This is a genomic window from Finegoldia magna (assembly GCF_003182075.1).
Classification (GTDB): domain Bacteria; phylum Bacillota; class Clostridia; order Tissierellales; family Peptoniphilaceae; genus Finegoldia; species Finegoldia magna.
In genome coordinates this window covers 1-4,030 of record NZ_QGTH01000044.1, presented here as the reverse complement: position 1 = coordinate 4,030, position 4,030 = coordinate 1, and the positions used below count along the sequence as shown (strand labels likewise).

Annotated in this window: 5 protein-coding genes; all 5 read left to right on the top strand. The window is 29.2% G+C overall.

From position 1 onward, the window contains the following. Positions 1 to 87 precede the first annotated feature (87 nt). Positions 88 to 327: a hypothetical protein gene (locus DES33_RS09405; protein ID WP_110058823.1), complete on the top strand. Its 240-nt coding sequence runs from the start codon at positions 88 to 90 to the stop codon at positions 325 to 327. After that, a complete protein-coding gene (locus DES33_RS09400; protein ID WP_110058822.1) occupies positions 314 to 1,897 on the top strand; it encodes a stalk domain-containing protein in 1,584 nt (527 codons plus the stop codon). The genes DES33_RS09405 and DES33_RS09400 overlap by 14 nt, the downstream gene beginning before the upstream one ends. Positions 1,898 to 1,911: 14 nt before the next feature. Continuing rightward, on the top strand, positions 1,912 to 2,772 hold the full coding sequence (locus DES33_RS09395) for a CD1107 family mobile element protein (RefSeq protein WP_110058821.1): 861 nt from the start codon (positions 1,912 to 1,914) through the stop codon (positions 2,770 to 2,772). Between the two features lie 73 nt (positions 2,773 to 2,845). After that, positions 2,846 to 3,457 carry a DUF6088 family protein gene (locus tag DES33_RS09390; protein WP_110058820.1) on the top strand — a complete coding sequence of 204 codons (612 nt, stop codon included), beginning with the start codon at positions 2,846 to 2,848 and terminating at the stop codon, positions 3,455 to 3,457. Continuing rightward, on the top strand, positions 3,450 to 4,030 hold a 581-nt coding region (locus DES33_RS09385), incomplete at its 3' end, for a nucleotidyl transferase AbiEii/AbiGii toxin family protein (protein WP_146199881.1). The genes DES33_RS09390 and DES33_RS09385, both read left to right, overlap by 8 nt.

The window sequence follows — 4,030 nt, the reverse complement described above, 5'->3', positions numbered from 1 at the left end:
TCCAATTCAATACACATCAATAAATTCAAAATATTGGAAATCACACTTTTATGGTTTTGGAAGACCAAGATAGAAGGGAGATATTATGTGAACAGGAAGCTTATAAGTATTAGGAACAAAAAGAAAAAAATAGAAGAGAAATTAAAAGATTTAAATGCAAAATACAAGGAAATTTGCGATGAAGAAATACAAGTTGAAAATGAAGAAATAATTGTAACTCTTAGGAGGAACAATATTAGCTTGGAAGAATTAATGGAGAAAATCAATGACAGAAAAATAGAAGAAAAATTAAAAGAAAAGGAGAACATTCATAATGAAGAAATTTAATACGAACAGACTAAGAGCCTTTTTTATGGCTCTTTTATTAGTTTTAACATCAACTTCAACTACTAATGTACTAGCTAAAGCTGATGATACAGATGGTAGTAAAAAAGTGATAGAAAGTTCAATAAGTAAAATTAGTGATTTAGAAAATCAGATCAAAGACTTAAATGATAAGAAAAAAGAAGACCAATCAAAGATAGATGAATTAAAGGAAAAGTTAGAATCTTGCAAAGATAATGGAGAAAAACTAAAACAAGAAAAGTCTAAGCTAGAAGAAGAGATTAGAGATAAAGATAATAAGATTGCTCAATTGAATAAAGAAATTGAGGAACTTAAAAATTCTAAAAATGATGAACTAATAGCAGAAATTACTCAGCTTAAAGATGAATTAAAAAGATTACAAGATGAAAATGCAAAACTAAAAGAAGATTATTCATCTACAAAATGGGAGTTAGAATCTGAAAAAGAAAAGACCGACAAAAACGAAAATAAAATCAAAGAAATGCAAGAAAAACTTGAGTCTTTAGAAGGAGAACTTGCAAAGAAAAATAAAGAAATTGAGGATAAAGACAATAAAATTAAGGACTTAGAAAAAGCTCTTGATGAAAAAGACACTAAGATAAAAGACCTCGAGTCTAAGAAGAAAGAAATAGAAAATTCTAAGTCAGAATGCTTTAAGAAAATTGAAGAGCTTCAAAAGGCTATTGATAGCTTAAAAGAATCTTCTGAAAATACGAAAAAAGAATTAGAGGAGAGAATTAAAAGGCTAGAAGAAAAACAAAAAGCTTCTGAAGAAGAAATTAAAAAGCTAAAAGAAGAATTAGATAAGAAAATCGAAGAAGCAAAGAAGTTAATCGAGGAAGCAAATAAAAAATCGAAAGAAGAACTTGAAAAACAAGCTAAAGATGAAAAAGACAAAAACCTAAACCAAGACTTATCTAAGAAATTAGATGAACTTCTAAAACTTCAAAAAGAAAACAAAGAGAAGAAAGAAGATAAGAAATCTCAAGATAAGAAGTGGGACGAAATTTTGAAAGCTGATGACAAGAATATCCTAAATCAATTTGATCTTAACAAGATGAAAAAACAAGAGGAACAACAATCCAAAAAACAAGTTAAAGATGAAAAAGAATTTGCAGTTTTCCAAGTAGACAAAAACTTTTATAACATTATCAATAAAGATGGTAAGACAACAGTATATATGGATGTAAAAACTTATGTGGATCAAGGAAGAACTATGATTCCGGTAAGATATATTGCTTATACTCTAGGTTTTAATGTTGAGTATGACAACTCTACTCGTGAAGCTATTTTCTCAAATAAGGAGAATAATATCTTAGCTAAAAAGACATTAAGACTAAATATTGATACTGGTGTTATGAAAGATTCAGATGGAAAGGTCTACAATTCAGATGTTAAGCCTGTGATTATAAATGGAAGAATTCATGCTTCAATTTCAAATATTGCCAAAGCTTTCGGAGCTAGTCATGGAGATATTAAAGATGGTAAAAACCAAACAATAGAATGGGACAATGCTAGAAAAGCAGTCTATGTATTTAAAAATGTAAAATAAGAAAGGATAGAAAAATGAATAAGAGCATTAAACAAGGAGTAGCCATAGCGTTACTCCTTTTTACATTTACAGTACCAAAAGCTACATTTGCGATGACAAATGAAGGGCAAATAGAAAATCAAAGTGAATCAATATATGAACCACAAAAAGAAGAATTAGAAAAAATGTTGAAAGATGATGTTTTTACACCATCAAAAGAAGAAATTCCTTATCAAGATGTTCCAAGGATACCAGGAAATACAAGTGAAACAAATAAGCCTTCAAATAATCCTCCTAAGAAAACACCACTTGTAAAAGGTGGTAATACAAAGGCAGTAAATAATCTTGCGACACAGGAAAATAAGGCAAGAGGTTCAGTAATTGAAAATGTAGATAGGAATGGAAAAGATATTACACCAAGTGGAGATACAGAAAAAGATAAAGAAAATCCAGTAGATGTAAGACAATTTTTAACATTTCAAACTAAAAGTGGAAAAACTATGCACCTAATAGTGGATCACTCATCAAATCAAGATAATGTAAGGTTATTGACAGAAGTAGGAGAGCAAGACCTACTTAATATGATTGAATCAGAAGATAAAAATACCATAAAGGTTGAAGAGCCTAAGAAAGAAGAAGTAAAAAAAGAAGAACCTAAGACTGTTCCAGTAAAAGAAGAAAAGAAAAGCGGGATAGGTTCATTTCTAATTGTTGCACTTGTAATTGGAGGAGTAGTAGGAGCAGGATACTATTTTAAGGTAGTTAAAGCAAAAGAAGATAGAATGTTGGAAGATTTTGAAGAAGATGATGAGGATTATATTAGTGAGTCAGAAGATGAATCTGACAATGATGAAACTCACGAAGAATTTTTAGATGGAGATGATGAACTATTATAAGGGTATTAAATTTAAGCACAATTGAACTTTTGTCACGGATATGATACAATATCCGTGACAAAGGAGGATTGTAATGAGTTCATATACAGAAAAAATATCAAACAAAATAAATAGTTTTGACTCACATAAAGTATTTTTTGCAAATGAATTTTTAGATATCGCATCTAATGCTACGGTTAGACAAATATTAAAAAGATTAGCAGATGAAGATAAAATTAAGCGTGTTATTGATGGATTCTATTACAATCCAAGATATAGTGAATTAATTGGAGAGTACGAAGCGGTATCAATTCACGAGTTAGCACTTGCCATAGCAAGAAAATACAATTGGAATATTGCACCATATAATAGTACAGCCTTAAACTTATTAGGACTATCCACACAAGTTCCAACTCACTACAAATATATATCTAGTGGAAGATATAAGGAATATAAAATTGGAGATACGGTTTTAGAATTTAAAAAAGTAAATCCAGGAGAAATTGCCAATATGTCCCTAAAGACTGCAACAGTTATTCAAGCAATTAAATCTTTGGGCAAAGAAAATATAACTAATGAAGTTATACAAAAGATAAGAGAAAACTTAAGTGAAAAAGAAAGAACAGACTTAATTAACGAATCAAAATCAGTTCCATCATGGATATATGAAGTAATAAGGGAAATTTGTGAGGGCAAAAATGAATAAGTTTTATATAGGAAACAAAGAAGACTTAAGAATTTTAATAGTAAATACAGCCAGAAAGAAAAATATATCTGAGGCAGTCATTGAAAAAGACTATTGGGTCACTTTTATCTTAGACTATCTATTTAATGAAAATAAATGGAAAGAATATTTAACCTTTAAAGGTGGAACATCACTTTCAAAGTGTTTTGGACTTATAGAAAGATTTTCGGAAGATATAGATTTAATCTTAGATTGGCGAGTATTAGGATATGAAGAAAAAGAACCATGGATAGAAAGATCAAATACCAAGCAAGATAAATTCAACAAAGAAGTTAATGAAAAGACAGAAGAATTTTTAAGAGATGAATTTGTAAAAATTTTAGAACAAGATTTAAAGGATTTTGATTTTGAATTTTCAATAGATGCAATAGACCCACAAACAATTCTATGTAAATATCCTAAAATCTTTGAATCTAATTATTTAACACAAAATATAAGACTTGAAATAGGAAGCCTTGCAGCATGGACACCTGCAATTGAAGTGGAAGTTTTGCCGATAATTAGCGAAGCCTACCCAAATATATTTAAAGAAAA

Coding starts and splice junctions, on each gene's coding strand:
- DES33_RS09400 (WP_110058822.1), top strand. CDS start 314: ATGAAGAAATTTAATACGAACAGACTAAGAGCCTTTTTTATGGCTCTT.
- DES33_RS09395 (WP_110058821.1), top strand. CDS start 1,912: ATGAATAAGAGCATTAAACAAGGAGTAGCCATAGCGTTACTCCTTTTT.
- DES33_RS09390 (WP_110058820.1), top strand. CDS start 2,846: ATGAGTTCATATACAGAAAAAATATCAAACAAAATAAATAGTTTTGAC.